The 12,950-nt window shown below is 72.6% G+C and carries 10 protein-coding genes; 5 read left to right on the top strand and 5 right to left on the bottom strand.

Annotation, left to right across the window (positions count from 1 at the left end; genetic code table 11):
- Positions 1-25 precede the first annotated feature (25 nt).
- The 3 genes from CW359_RS07890 (at position 26) to CW359_RS07880 (ending at position 2,488) form a co-directional block, all read left to right on the top strand.
- Positions 26-421 carry a universal stress protein gene (locus tag CW359_RS07890; protein WP_105969053.1) on the top strand — a complete coding sequence of 132 codons (396 nt, stop codon included), beginning with the start codon at positions 26-28 and terminating at the stop codon, positions 419-421.
- A 2-nt stretch (positions 422-423) separates the two neighbouring features.
- Positions 424-1,527 (top strand): DUF475 domain-containing protein, encoded by a 1,104-nt coding sequence (locus tag CW359_RS07885; protein WP_105969052.1) that lies wholly within the window; start codon positions 424-426, stop codon positions 1,525-1,527.
- Between the two features lie 91 nt (positions 1,528-1,618).
- On the top strand, positions 1,619-2,488 hold the full coding sequence (locus tag CW359_RS07880) for an SCO2400 family protein (protein WP_157968508.1): 870 nt from the start codon (positions 1,619-1,621) through the stop codon (positions 2,486-2,488).
- Positions 2,489-2,524: 36 nt separating this feature from the next.
- On the opposite strand, the gene CW359_RS07875 is transcribed toward CW359_RS07880, so the two are convergent.
- Positions 2,525-4,216: a serine/threonine-protein kinase gene (locus CW359_RS07875; protein ID WP_105969050.1), complete on the bottom strand. Its 1,692-nt coding sequence runs from the start codon at positions 4,214-4,216 to the stop codon at positions 2,525-2,527.
- A gap of 133 nt (positions 4,217-4,349) precedes the next feature.
- Here CW359_RS07875 and CW359_RS07870 point away from each other — a divergent pair, with 133 nt between their 5' ends.
- Positions 4,350-4,994 (top strand): DNA alkylation repair protein, encoded by a 645-nt coding sequence (locus CW359_RS07870; protein ID WP_105969257.1) that lies wholly within the window; start codon positions 4,350-4,352, stop codon positions 4,992-4,994.
- A 4-nt stretch (positions 4,995-4,998) separates the two neighbouring features.
- Here CW359_RS07870 and CW359_RS07865 read toward each other — a convergent pair whose 3' ends face one another.
- The gene (locus CW359_RS07865) at positions 4,999-5,508 is read right to left on the bottom strand and encodes a DinB family protein (protein ID WP_105969049.1); all 510 of its coding nucleotides are present in this window, start codon (positions 5,506-5,508) and stop codon (positions 4,999-5,001) included.
- A gap of 208 nt (positions 5,509-5,716) precedes the next feature.
- Between CW359_RS07865 and CW359_RS07860 the strand changes: the two genes are divergently transcribed.
- Positions 5,717-6,550 carry an AfsR/SARP family transcriptional regulator gene (locus tag CW359_RS07860; RefSeq protein WP_157968507.1) on the top strand — a complete coding sequence of 278 codons (834 nt, stop codon included), beginning with the start codon at positions 5,717-5,719 and terminating at the stop codon, positions 6,548-6,550.
- Positions 6,551-6,660: 110 nt separating this feature from the next.
- On the opposite strand, the gene CW359_RS07855 is transcribed toward CW359_RS07860, so the two are convergent.
- The 3 genes from CW359_RS07855 to CW359_RS07845 are packed head-to-tail and all read right to left on the bottom strand — an operon-like array spanning position 6,661 to position 12,949.
- Positions 6,661-9,708: a hypothetical protein gene (locus CW359_RS07855; protein ID WP_105969047.1), complete on the bottom strand. Its 3,048-nt coding sequence runs from the start codon at positions 9,706-9,708 to the stop codon at positions 6,661-6,663.
- Between the two features lie 54 nt (positions 9,709-9,762).
- Positions 9,763-11,952: a DNA/RNA non-specific endonuclease gene (locus CW359_RS07850; RefSeq protein WP_105969046.1), complete on the bottom strand. Its 2,190-nt coding sequence runs from the start codon at positions 11,950-11,952 to the stop codon at positions 9,763-9,765.
- Between the two features lie 37 nt (positions 11,953-11,989).
- The gene (locus tag CW359_RS07845) at positions 11,990-12,949 is read right to left on the bottom strand and encodes a hypothetical protein (protein WP_105969045.1); all 960 of its coding nucleotides are present in this window, start codon (positions 12,947-12,949) and stop codon (positions 11,990-11,992) included.
- Between the last annotated feature and the right edge of the window lies 1 nt (position 12,950).

Here is a 12,950-nt window from a genome sequence, read left to right as displayed (position 1 = left end):
AGAGTGCCTTGGAGGGAGAACAGACATGACCGTACTGGTCGGATACGTACCCTCACCCGAGGGTGAGGCCGCGCTGCGGGCGGGGATCGACGAGGCCCGGCGGCGCGGGGAGAAGCTGCTGGTGGTGAACACCTCACGCGGGGACGCCTATGTGGACCCGAGGTTCGCGCAGGAGCCGGATCTGGCTCATGTCCGGGAGGATCTCGCCGCGCTGGGCGTCGAGTTCGACATCCGTCAGGTGCTGGGCGGGGGCGACGCCGCCGAGGAGATCGTCGAACTGGCGGAGAAGCTGGACGTGTCCCTCGTGGTGATCGGGCTGCGGCGGCGGAGCGCGGTCGGCAAGCTGATCACGGGCTCGTCGGCGCAGCAGATCCTGCTGGGCACCGACTGCCCGGTCCTCGCGGTCAAGGCGGCGGTGTAGCCATGGTGTTGAGAACCTTCGGCTGGTCGTTCGCCGTCACGGTGGCCGGACTGGTCTTCGCCGCGTGGCAGTGGGGCTGGGAGGCGTTCGGGATCGTGCTGATCCTGTCGGTCCTGGAGATCTCGCTGTCCTTCGACAACGCGGTGGTCAACGCCGGGATCCTGAAGAAGATGAACGCCTTCTGGCAGAGGCTGTTCCTCACGGTCGGCATCCTGATCGCGGTGTTCGGCATGCGGCTGGTGTTCCCGGTGGTGATCGTCGCCATCAGCGCGAAGGTGGGGCCGATCGAGGCGGTCGACCTCGCCATCGACGACCCGGGGCGCTACGAGGACCTGGTCACCGACGCCCACCCCGCCATCGCCGCGTTCGGCGGGATGTTCCTGCTGATGATCTTCCTGGACTTCGTCTTCGAGGACCGCGACATCAAGTGGCTCGGCTGGCTCGAGCGTCCGCTGGCCAGGCTCGGCAAGGTCGACATGCTGTCGGTGTGTGTCGCGCTCGTCGTGCTGATGGTCTCCGCGATGACGGTCGCCACACACGCCCATGTCAGCACGGGCCACGCGGACAAGTCGGCCACGGTGCTGCTCTCCGGGGTCGCCGGGCTGATCACATATCTGGTGGTGGGCGGCCTCTCGGGCTACTTCGAGGACCGGCTGGAGGACGACGAGGAGCACGAACACGAGGAGGAGGAGAAGGCCAGGGCCGAGGGCAGACCGGTCTCGGTGGCCGCCCTCGCCGGGAAGGCGGCCTTCTTCCTCTTCCTCTACCTCGAAGTGCTGGACGCGTCCTTCTCCTTCGACGGTGTGATCGGCGCCTTCGCCATCACCAACCACATCTTCTGGATGGCGCTCGGCCTGGGCATCGGCGCGATGTACGTCCGGTCCCTCACCGTCTACCTGGTCCGCCAGGGCACCCTCGACGACTACGTCTACCTGGAGCACGGCGCCCACTACGCGATCGGCGCCCTGGCCACGATCCTGCTGGTCACCATCCGGTACGAGATCAGCGAGATCATCACCGGCCTGGTCGGCGTCGTCCTGATCGCGGCCTCGTTCCTGTCGTCCGTCCGCCGCAACAGGGCTCTTGACGCGGCGGTGGAGAAGTGAACCGGCATCTGCGCAGGAGCGTCACACAGGCTGCACACACCCCTCGGAAAGCCTCGCTAGCTTTGCCAGCGGCTCGCTCGCCCGTGCGAAAGTGAACACAGGAAGACCGCAGATGGACTACTGCTCCACGTGTCGTCGGCATCTCAACGGCGCCCTCGCGTGCCCCGGGTGCGGCGCGTACGCCCCGGACATCGCTCCCGTGGCCATCGGCACATCCGTGCCGACCACCGTGCCGTCCCCGGCGCCGACCAACGTGCCGGTCGCCGTACCGGTCGTGGCGGCGCGGCAGGCCCCCGCCGACCTGTGGGACGACTCGGTCGCCCCGCCGTCCCCCGCGCCGTCGGGCCGGGCGGCGCGGCGGCGGCAGCGGGAGCGCTGGCGGAAGACGCAGCGCAGGGCCCTGGTCGCCACGGCGGTCGCCCTGGTCGGCGGCGGGATCGCCGTCTCCTCGCAGAACCGCCAGTCCACGGACCGGACCCAGGCGGCCACCGCGCCGGACCGGGAGGTCATGGGCATCGCGGAGCAGGAGGCCACGGACTCCGTGCCCACCCCGTCGGCACCGGGCGACACCCGGCGGACCGAGCGCACCTCGCCCCTCACCACCGGCGCCGCGACCGCGAACGCCCCGCACGAACAGTCCGCCGCCACACCCCGGCCGACGCCCACGACCCAGGCGGTCCAGCGGCACAGCGCGACGGTTCCCCTGACCGCGGCGACCCCAGGGGGGACGTCCTCGGTCGAGGCGCAGTCTGCGCCCACCGTGACCGATACGACGGACTCCACCACGGAGGCGACGTCCTCGCCGACGCCCACGGCCACCGACGGCACCAGCACCGGCACCAACACCGGCACGTCGGGGACGGACGACACGTCGACGGCGTCTCCCACGCCGTCCGAGTCGTCCTCGGCCTCGACCTCGCCGACCGAGGTCTGTCTGCTCGGCCTGGTGTGCCTCGGCTGAGCCCGCACACCGGGTGACCGGGCCCGCCCCGAGGGGTCAGTCGGCGGCGGGCGTCACCTCGGTCACCCGGCCCTTGGCGTCCGCCTCCAGGAAGCCGCCGCCGTACTTGTCCGTGAGGTAGACGGCCAGCCCGGCCGGGGTGTCGCGCTGGTCGTTGGGCTGGCGCACCATCACGTAGCGGTTCTCCGGTTCGGCGACGTTCAGCTTCTTGTCGGCCTCCGCGAGAAGCGCCGGGATCCTGTCCCAGTCGAAGATGTCGAGGTCGACCGGCTGGTCACCGGAGAACAGGGTGCCGCCGATGATGCCCTTCTCCACGCCCCTGCCCAGGCGGTAGGTGTAGGAGTCGTACTTGGTGTCGCTGCCGTTGACCATCATCTGGGTGGTCACGAAGTCCGGGTACACGGTGAAGGAGCCGAACCTGTCCCGTCCGCTCTCCTTCTTCAGCGCCTTGATGGCGGAGCGGATGCCGTCCGGGGTGAGCAGCGTGCCGGTCTCGGCCTCCCGGCTGTCCGGGGACGCGGTGGTGTCGGACACCGTCGACCGCCCGGACGATGACGACGGCGATGACGAGGTGGACGTCGGGGAGCCCGATGCCGCGTCACCCGAGTCGCCGCCGAGCGGCAGCAGCCACCACAGCAGGACGGCGGTGAGCGAGGCTCCCGAAACACCCCACAGGACCCTCGGGACGGACGCCCGCCCGCGTGGCCGTACCGCCGCGGGCGCGGTCACCGGCTGAGGCGTGTGCGCTCCCGGCCCGGGTAGGACCGGCGGCGGCCCGAACCCACCGACGGTCCGCGGGTCCGAGGGCGGCGCGGCGGCGTACGGCGGGGTCAGCGGGTAGGAGGTGGGCTCGTGCCAGGCGGCCGTCGGCTGGGCGGGGGCCGCCGATTCGACCGCGGCCAGCTGCCGGTCCAGCACGGCGGCGGACGGCCGCGCCGCCGGGTCCCGTACGAGCACACCCATCAGGACGTGGGCCAGGGCACCGGCCCTGGTGGGCGGCGGAACGTCGTCGTGGAGTACGGCGGCGAGGGTGGCCAGGGTGGTGGCCCGGCGCAGCGGATGGTGACCCTCCACGGCGGTGTACAGCATCATCGCGAGCGACCACAGGTCGGAGGCGGCGCCGCCCTCGTGGCCGGATATGCGCTCCGGCGCCATGAAGTCGGGGGTGCCGATGATGGAGCCCGTGGCGGTGAGGCCGGTCGCCTCGCGGATCGCGGCGATGCCGAAGTCGGTGAGCACCGGGCGCCCGTCCGGCCGTAGCAGCACGTTGGCGGGTTTGATGTCCCGGTGCTGGATCCCGGCGTCGTGGGCGGCGATCAGCGCGGCCAGGACTCCGCGCCCGGTGCGGGCCGCCTCGTCGGGCCGCATGGGGCCCTGGGCCAGCCGGTCGGCGAGCGAGCCGCCGCTGACCAGTTCCATCACGATCCACGGGTAGGTGCCCTCGCCGCCGTCGACGATGTGGTGGATGGTGACGACGTTCGGATGGTCGATCCGGGCCAGGGCCCTGGCCTCGCGCAGCACCCGCTCGCGCAGCATGCGGGCGCCCTCGGGGTCGTACTCGGCGAGGTCGCGGTCCGGCGGGCGGACCTCCTTGACCGCCACCAGCCTGTGCAGCACCACGTCCCTCGCGCGCCATACGGTGCCCATCCCGCCGCCGCCGAGACGGGCCTCCAGCTCGAAACGCCCGTCGACGATCCGACGACCGGCGTCCCTTTGTGCCTCACTCATGGACGGGAGCCTAGACGCCGGCACCGACAACGCTCACCGCACCCCTCACCGGCCTCCCGTTCCCGTCGTAGGCTGCGGTCCCGCACGGGACGTACAGGAGGCTGCGGTGACCGATACGGCGTTGGCCGAGGTGATGGCCGAACTGGCCGCGCTGGAGGACCCCAAGGCGCGCGCGGTGAACGAGAAGCACGGTGACGACCACGGGGTGAAACTCACCAGGCTGCGCGCGGTCGCGAAGCGGCTCAAGACGCAACAGGAACTCGCGCGGGAGCTGTGGGCGACGGACGACACGGCGGCCCGGCTGCTGGCGCTGCTGATCTGCCGGCCGAAGGCCTTCGAGCGGGACGAACTGGACGCCATGCTGCGGCAGGCGCGTGCGCCCAAGGTGCACGACTGGCTCGTGAACTACGTGGTGAAGAAGAACCCGCACACCGAGGAACTGCGCGTCGCCTGGTTCGCCGACCCGGACCCCGTGGTCGCGAGCGCGGGCTGGGCCCTGACCACCGACCGCGTCGCGAAGCGGCCCGAGGGGCTCGATCTCCCGGGGCTGCTCGACACGATCGAGGCGGAGATGCGGGACGCCCCGGAGCGGCTGCAGTGGGCGATGAACCACTGTCTGGCCCAGATCGGCATCGAGCACGCCGAACTCCGCGCCCGGGCCGTCGCCATCGGCGAACGCCTGGAGGTGCTCAAGAACTACCCGACCTCGCCGGGCTGCACTTCGCCGTTCGCACCGGCGTGGATCGCCGAGATGGTGCGCCGGCAGCAGGTCACGTAGGAGGTCAGGCGCCCACCGTCCCGTCGACGCCCTCGCGCAGGAAGTCCGCGTGGCCGTTGTGGCGGCCGTACTCCAGGAGGACGTGGACCATCACCATCCGCAGGGACACGTCCTCCTCCCAGCGCGGTTGATGGCCGACCAGGTCCAGGGAGTCGGCCTCCCGTTCGATCCGGCGGGAGTTCTCGACCTCGGCCTCCCAGGCCGTGAAGGCTTCCTCGCGGGTAGAGGCGCTCGCGTCGTACGCGGCCTGGAAGTCGATTTCGTCCGACCAGACCATGGGCGCGTCGTTCTCCTCGAACACCCGGCGGAACCAGGCGCGTTCGACCTCCGCCAGGTGTCGTACGAGGCCGAGCAGGGACAGCGTGGACGGTGGCATCGAGCGCTGTCTCAGCTGCTCGTCGGTGAGCCCCGCGCACTTCATGGCGAGGGTCGCGCGGTGGTAGTCGAGGAACGCCCGCAGCGTCTCGCGTTCGCTGCCGAAGCTGGGTGGTCCTGTGCGTTCGTCGGTGGTCACTCGCCACGCTCCCGTTCCGTGTCCATGTCCGTGGCCGCGTTCGCGTCCTTGCGAAGGCCCTGGTCGTGCCCCTGTCGTGCCCCGGTCCGCTGAGCGGAACAGGACGCGACAGGGGACCTGCCGCGTGCCACGCTGTCGACCCGAATTCAACATCTTGTCCATCGCGGGGGCGAACGTGACATCGGAGACGGCTGTACTGGAATTACGTGTGCTGGGACCGTTCGAGACCATCGTCGACGGCCGGTCAGTGGACCTCGGCGGTCCCCAACTGCGGTGCGTGCTCGCCCGGTTGGCGGTCGTACCGGGCCGGACCGTGAGCGTGGGGGCGCTGGCGGCGGAGCTGTGGGGAGCGTGTCCGCCCGCGGACGCGTACCGGACGGTCCGCACCTATGTGTCGAGGCTGCGTACCGCTCTGCGCGGCGCCGCCGGTGCGGAGGGGCTGCTGGTCACCCGGCCGCCGGGCTACCAGCTGCGCGTCGATCCGCACGTGGTCGACGCCGTACGGTTCGAACGGCTGGCGGCGGCGGGACGGCAGGCGCTGGCCGCGCGGCAGCCGCAGCTCGCCGCGCAGCGGCTGACGAGCGCGCTCGGGCTGTGGCGCGGTGACGCGTTCGCCGAGTTCGACCACCATCAGGCGATCACGGCGGAGGCGACCCGGCTGGAGCGGGCCCGGATGTCGGCGATCGAGGCCCGGATCGAGGCCGCGCTGGTCATGGGGCTCGACGCCCAGGTGGCCGTCGAGTTGGAGGGGCTGGTCCGGGTCCATCCCACGCGCGAGGTGCTGTGGGGGCAGTTGATGACCGCGCTGTACCGCTCGGGCAGGCAGGCCGAGGCGTTGTCCGCATTCCAGCTCGCGCGGGCCGTGCTGATCGAGGACCACGGGGTCGAGCCGTCTCCGGGACTTGTCGAGATCCATCGGCAGGTACTTCAGCACGACGCCGCGCTGAGCCGAGCCGGACGCCCGTCGTCCGTTCAGCCAGGGCCCGTTCAGCCGTCGGCGGTCCTGCCGTCGCCCGTCCTGTCGTCCGGCGCCGCTGTCTGACACCGGACAACTGACGCCTCACAACCCACATCTGACGTTACGTCAGGACCTTCTGGCGGAACCCCGGTCGGCGGTTCCCGGCCTCGTCGCCGGGAACCGTCGGCCGGTTCTCATCTGCTGCCGGTCGCCGCGTTGCGGGCGGCCTCGATCGCGCCGTACAGGGGGTCCGACCGTCCGGCGACCCGCAGGGGGATGTGGGCGGGCGTCGAGCCGGTCGGTACGGCGATGCCCTGGTCGTCGTAGTGGACGTGGTCGGGGCCGATCCGGGCGACGTGGGGCTCGCTGCCGCTGGCGAACGGCCTTCTGCCGGGCCCCGGGACGTCGATGCGGATGACGCTGCCGTCCTTGAACGCCCAGGTGAGCGTCACGGCACCGCCCACGTCCGTCCGAGGGGCGTGCGGCTGCCTGGCCCCTTGCCGCAGCTCGATCTTCGGCGGCCTACCGATCCCGGCGGCGATCTCGGCGTACGACCGATTCGCGAGCGCGCCCGGCAGAACGGTGGCGGCGGTCGGCAGGCCGGTGCGGCGGCCCGCGACGGTGGCGTGCAGGCCGTCCTTGGTGAGCAGCCGGCGCCGTTCGCGGGCGAGCGACTCCAGGTCGAACAGCAGGGTCTCCTCGCCCGGCGCGTGGCGCGCGGCCCGCCGCTCCAGCCCGATCAGCCGGTCACGGACCTCGTCGCGCAGGGCGAGGGCGGACGTCTCGCCCCGCACGACGCGGGTCTGCAGGTCGCGCAGGGCGGCGAGTTCGCGTACGTACTGGTCGATCACGGCCTGGCGGGCGGCGGTCGGGAACGGCACCGGCGGCACCTGCAACTCCAGCCTCCGGACCTGGTTCGTGGCGCTGTGCAGCCTCCGTTCGACCCAGCCGATCGCCTGACGGACCTCCTCGTCCATCGCGGGCTCCGTCCAGCCCTTGCGGTAGCCGGACAGACCGACGGTGAGCCGCTGGTCGTACGAGCGCAGGCGCCCGGCCAGGGCCTCGGCCCGCCCGAGGAGCACCCGCTTGCGCTCGCCGTCGGCGAACCCCCGGAAGCCGTCGGCGGCCTTCTCCGTGCGCTCCGCCAGCCGCTGCACGACCGCCCGCAGCCGTACTTCGGCCGCGTGCGTCGCCGGTGCCAGCCGGGACATGGCGCCGAGCGAACCGAGTCCAGGCCGTACGGCTGAGGAGGGAGGCGTCACTGGAACGGGCGGCGCGGGGAGCGCACGGGTCCCAGGTCGTACGACGGCTCCCCTGGTCGCGGGCGCGGCAGCGGCGGCGGCGTCCACGCTCCCCAGCGGCCAGTGCCCAGTCTGTTCGACGATGCCGTTGGCCTTGCTGAAGCGGGTGAGTCCGGTGGTGTCGAGGCGGAACACCTCGTCGGGGAAGTCCGGGTGCCAGATGGCCACTTGACCGGGACCGGCCTCGGCGAACCGGGTCCCGGGCAGGAATCCCCAGGGTCGCCCCTGACGTACGGCGCCCGTCGCCAGCAGCTCGTCGGCCCGCGCCGAGAGCCGGAGTTCGTGCGAGAGCCGCATCGCCTGCGGGAGCCGCGCTCCGCCCGGGAGCAGGGTCCGGGGAGCGCCGGGCACCGCACCGCCCAGCGAGGCGAACAGCGCGAACAACTCCCATCCGTGCCCCCTGGGAAGCGGGGTGGTGGCCAGCGGCGTACCGGCGTGAGACTGTGCCCGTTGCCGCCGCTCCTGCCCCTCCAGTTTCACCACGTCATGGATCTGCAGCGCGAGGATGACCGCGCGTGCCGCGTGGCCCACGGCCGCCAGCGGTCCCCCGGCGAAGCTGAGGAAGAGCAGCAGCAGGTCGACCGCCGCCCGCACGGGGTGTCCCGGGGCGCCCCGCCGGTCCCGGATGAGCCGCGCCTGTACGGAGTTCGCGGGCAGCCCCAGCTGCTCTAGCGTCTCGTCGATGACGTGGTCGAGGCCGAAGACCTCCGTACGGTCCTCGCCCAGGGTGGCCCGCACACCGTCGATGTTGCCGAGCTGGGCCTGGGCGTTCTGCCGCAGCAGGTCGCCGAGGAGTTCGGGCACCTCGACCGCCAACGCGCCCCGCAGCGCCACCGGGTCGCGCAGGATCGGATAGTCGCCGAGGAGTTTCAGTACGGCGTCCTCGGTCGGTGCGGGCGGGCGGCGCAGCGCCGCGAGTTCGCCGGCCAGCGTCACGAGCGCTCCGGGCTCCCGGTAGCGGTGGAGTTCCGCCCGGAGCACCCGCTCGCTCTGCTTCATGGTGGCGAGCGCGATGTTGACCGCCCGCTCCCGCACGACCTCGCGCAGCGCGCGGACGGCGGTGTCGAAGGCGTCGAGGGTGGCGAAGTCCGCCCTGTTCAGAGCGCGCAGCATGGCGTCCTTCGCGTCCTGCTTCCGCGTCGTGTCGAAACCCTCCCTGGAGGGGCGGTCGTTCGGGAGGCCCTCGTAGAACTTGACGCTCTCGTAGACCTTCTCCAGTCCGGTGAGCCGCCCGATGGCCCGGGCCTCCCGCCCGGGGTCGACCCGCGCGTGCGCCGCGTCGATGGCCGCGTCCCGCGCCGCCGCGTCCCGTACGGCCCTGGCTCGCTCGGGACTGTTCAGGAAGCTGTCGAGCCGCTCCCCCGCCCGCTCCCAGTCGCCGGGCGGCGGGGCGTCGGGGTCGCTCTGCTGCTCCAACAGGGTCCAGTCCAGCTCGGAGAGCTGCTGAAGCTGGCCGTACGCCCGGGTCAGCGCGGGGAGTTGGTGCAGGCGCAGTGGGGCGAAGTCCGGCAGTCGGCGGTTCGGGTGGAGGCGTCGGTAGGTGGCGCGCAGGGCGAAGTAGCGGTGCATCTGGGGTGAGTTGCGGATCTCCTCGACGTCCGGGTTGCCGAGCAGCCCGTCGTCGACCGGGAAGGCTCCTGCCCCCTGGCCCGGGTCGCCGGGCACCTGCGGGCGCAGTTCGACGTGCACCGGGTTGCCGTCGTCGTCGTAGCTGGGCACGGCGTACCGGCCGCCCGCGCCCGGACCGGCGAACGGTTCCCCGGTGGGCCGCCGAGCGGGGTCCGTGGGCATGCCCGCCTGGTCGGGAGCAGCGGTGCGAACCCCTCGTACGACACTGGCCAGTACCGTCGCGACGAGCTGCCGTCCGGTCTGCCGGGACATGCTGTCGGACAGGGCGTGGGCCCCGGCGGCGGTGTCGGGGAGGTGGTACTGGCGCTGCATTGCGGTCTCCTTCTCCGTGCCGTTCTGCGTTCCGCGTTCTGTACGTCGGTGCGGTCAGTCGGCGGGGTTGTGGGACAGGTCGCTCAGGCCGGGCGTGCGGATGTTCCGCACCGGGACGACGACCTGCCCCGCCGAGGTCGTCGCCCAGACCTCGACCTCGTACGGCGCCACTTCGCGGCCACGGAACTTGGGGCGCACCCCGAAGCGGACGTTGTGCCCGGCCCTCAGTGCCCGGATGACCGGGTTCTCGAAGGCGGTCTTGAAGGAGGAGTTGTTGACCAGTACGTGCATCCAGGCGAGGTTGCCGAGGTCGCGGCCCGAACCGCCCATCACGTTGGCGAGGAGGTGCCCCTTGCGGGCGCCGTACCTGGCCACGCCTTCCGGCTGCTGTCCGACGGGGTTGACGTCGTGCGCCGAGGAGGTGCCGGTGTTCAGGTCGGCCGGGGTGAGTTCGCCCATGGTGCCGGTCGGCAGCCCGTTCTCCAGATCGCCCACGTGGACCCGGTCCGCGAACGGCACGGCTGCCGACCTCGACGCAGCGGACGCAGAGGTGGGAGTGGGGGTGGCTGCCGGGCGGCGGCGGGCGTCGGTGCGGTTCGGTGTGTCCTCGACGTGCATGCCGCGCTCCCCCATCACCTGCGCCTCCGTGGAAGTGCCCCGGCTCGTCACCACCCGCGCCGCCTCCTCGCGGCCCCTGAACCCGGGCGCGACCGCTCCGGGGCCGCCGGTGACCCGCCGTACGCCCGACCCGTCGACCGTGGTCACCGCGACGACCCGGGCGGTGGCACGGGCGGCCTGGGCACCGGTTGCTCCACGCGTGGCGGCACGAGGTGCGGCGGCCCGGGGAGCGCCCGTGGCCGTCGCCGCCCGGGGTGTGGCGGCCGGTGCCGTGCCACCCCGCCGGACCACCCCCGGCGTCGCCTCACCCGCACCGGACGCACCGCCCCGGACCGGCGCCGACGGCGTGACCCGGCCGACCGTGCCGGACGGTGTTCCCCGGGGCGGTACCGGGTCGATCGCGGCCGTCTCCCGGGACACGAGGGCCGGTACGGGTCGTCCGGCGCCGATTCCCGGTACGCCGAGCCCGATCTCGGTGCCCTCCATCGTCGCGCCGAGCGGGCGGCCCAGGCGGCGCGTGGCGAGGCGCAGCGCGAGCAGGGTGTTGCGGGCGTACGCGCTGCTCATGCCGGACACCACGAGCCTGGCCCCGGCCCGCAGCGCCAGGCTGCCGATCTGGAGGGCGGCCCGGCCCAGCAGGACGTACTCGATCGGGCCGAGCCCCTCGTTGACCAGGGCCGCCTCGCTCGTCCAGTAGGCGGCGACGTTGCCGTCCGGGTCATGGACGCGGTGCTCGCGCATACCGCTGCCGCCGGAGACCAGGTAGTAGCCGACGATGCGGGGGCCGTCGAACTGCGGGACCGGGCGCAGGGTGTTCCAGTTCGCCACGAGCTTCTCCTCGAACGCCGTCAGCTGCCCGCCGGCCATGCTCACGAGGAAAGCGCGCAGCGCGTCGGGGGTCATCTCCCAGCTGCGGTCCTGGACGACGACGCGCCTGCTGCCCTGGTCGCCGACGCCGTCGATCACCTCGGTCCGGTCCCGCACCGTCAGATGGGTGCGGTCGCCGACCTCGATGGGAGCGCGCCGTTCCTCGAAGGTGAGCGACGTCCAGTGGTCGGGGTCCTCGGGGACGGGCCCGTAGATCATCCGGATCGTGTCGGCGCTCAGGCCGGCCGAAGGGCTCGGTCTGGTGTCCCAGGCCGACCGTGGCCGCAGTGCCAGGAAGAAGGATTCGAGGCCGTCGCGCCGCAGTGCCTCGGTGAACGCCCGGTAGTTCACGGTGTCGGCGTACCAGTCCACCACCCGCCGCAGCCGGGCCAGTTCACGGGGGCCGATGCGGAGGAACACGCTCGCCTCCAGCAGGAGCCGGTCCTCGAACCGCAGCCCGGCGTCCGCCCGGACGGGGCCCGGCGGGTGTACGGGGACGGTCACGGGTCGGCCGCCGTCGTCGTAGCTCGGGACGCGCGTGGCCCGGTCGTTCGCCGCGTCCCTGGCAGGCTCGTACCGCTCCCGTACGGGTGGCGGGGTGCCGGTCCCGAAGTGGTGCCGTTCGGCCAGCACCCGCTCGGCCTGCGCCACCCGTGCGGCGACCGTGCGGGCCAACGCCCGTCCCAGTTGCTCCAGTTGGGCCGGGGTCGGTTCGCCGACCATCCGGACGGCGATCGGGACGTGGCAGTCGATCGGCATGTCACCGCCTCCAGGACAGTGAGTCGGTCGGTACGGGTCACAGGTGCAGCGTGATCGTGGCGGACGCGGACGCCGTTCCGGCCCGGGAGTCCGTGGCGGTGATCGTCACGTCGAACGTGCCGGTGGTGGGCAGCGGGATCTCGGCCCGCCAGGTCGACCAGTCGCCGTCGGCGGCGGTGTTCCGGGCGTCGCCCTCGGGTCCGTCCACGACCGTGTACCGCACTCCGGTGACCCCCGACGACGCGCCCGGGGTCGTGCCCGTCAGCGTCACCTGCCAGGGCAGCGAGGTGACGGTCACCTCGCTGTCGAAGGCGTCGAGGGTGACCGTCGGCGGTGCGCCGTCGTGGCCGACGACCGAACGGGTCTGGGTCGACGTGCCGCCGTCCGGGTCGGTGCACCTGACGGTGATCTGCCTGGCGCCCAGCGGTGCCGGGGCGAGGGTGACCGTCTTGCGGTACTCGGGCCCGCTGTGCTGCTGGGTCGTGGTCAGGCCGTCCTGGGTGATGTCGACCGTCAGCGGATAGAACTGGTCGTCCGTCGTGGTCAGCACCACCTCCAACGAGCCGCCGTCGGGGGCCAGTTCGACCAGGGCGCCGTCGGCGGGCGCCACCCAGGTGAAGACGGGCGGGCCCGCGGCGGACACGTGGACGGTCACCGGGTCCGCCTCGACCCGCGTCCCGTCGGCGGTCAGGCCGGTCGCCGAGACCGTGTAACCGCCGGGGCGCGGGAACACGACGGAGTACGTGCCGCCGCCTCCCGTGCTGTCCCTGATCGACTCGACGTCCGGGATGTCCACCAGGGTCTCCGTGTACGTGACGGCGTCATCCTCGTCCCAGCTCTGGTCCTGGGGGAGCCACTTCCAGCGGAGGCCCGCGTCGGCCTTCACCGTGATCGGCACGGGGGTCCGGGCGGTGACGGGCCCGGGCGGCGGCTCGATGCTCACCGAGGGCGGCCTGCCCTTCGGCGGGGCGGCGGCCTTCGGGGTCTTGGTCGGCATG

Origin of the sequence: Streptomyces geranii (genome assembly GCF_002954775.1) — a bacterium.
Classification (GTDB): Bacteria; Actinomycetota; Actinomycetes; order Streptomycetales; family Streptomycetaceae; genus Streptomyces; species Streptomyces geranii.
Note: the sequence above shows the minus strand (reverse complement) of the source record. Positions and strands in the feature narration are given on the sequence as shown.